Genomic DNA, 248 nt, shown 5'->3' with positions numbered 1-248 from the left:
CGTTGTTCCACAAGTTCGAAGTAGCACTGGGCCGGGCGTGGCAGGTGTACGTTGCGGTGCAGTTCTTGGCTTACATCGCTTTGGGCAGCTACTTGATGGAGGTGGCCGAACGCGTACCCCTTGCCGCAGTCTGGGCGTTGGCGCTGGGCCTTGCCGCCTACCATTTTGGCGCCATCCTCGAAGGCATGCTGGGCAGCATCAAGAAGTACGAGCTATGGGTGCTCGGCGCCCTGCTGTTGCTGGGCATC

General features: G+C 61.3%; 1 pseudogene. It reads left to right on the top strand.

From position 1 onward, the window contains the following. Positions 1 to 248: pseudogene (locus tag J5M56_RS26940) on the top strand (hypothetical protein); the annotation flags it as partial.

Origin of the sequence: Pseudomonas sp. 51_B, assembly GCF_017491595.1 — a bacterium.
GTDB classification, from domain to species: domain Bacteria; phylum Pseudomonadota; class Gammaproteobacteria; order Pseudomonadales; family Pseudomonadaceae; genus Aquipseudomonas; species Aquipseudomonas promysalinigenes.
This window is presented reverse-complemented; position numbering and strand designations above follow the sequence as displayed.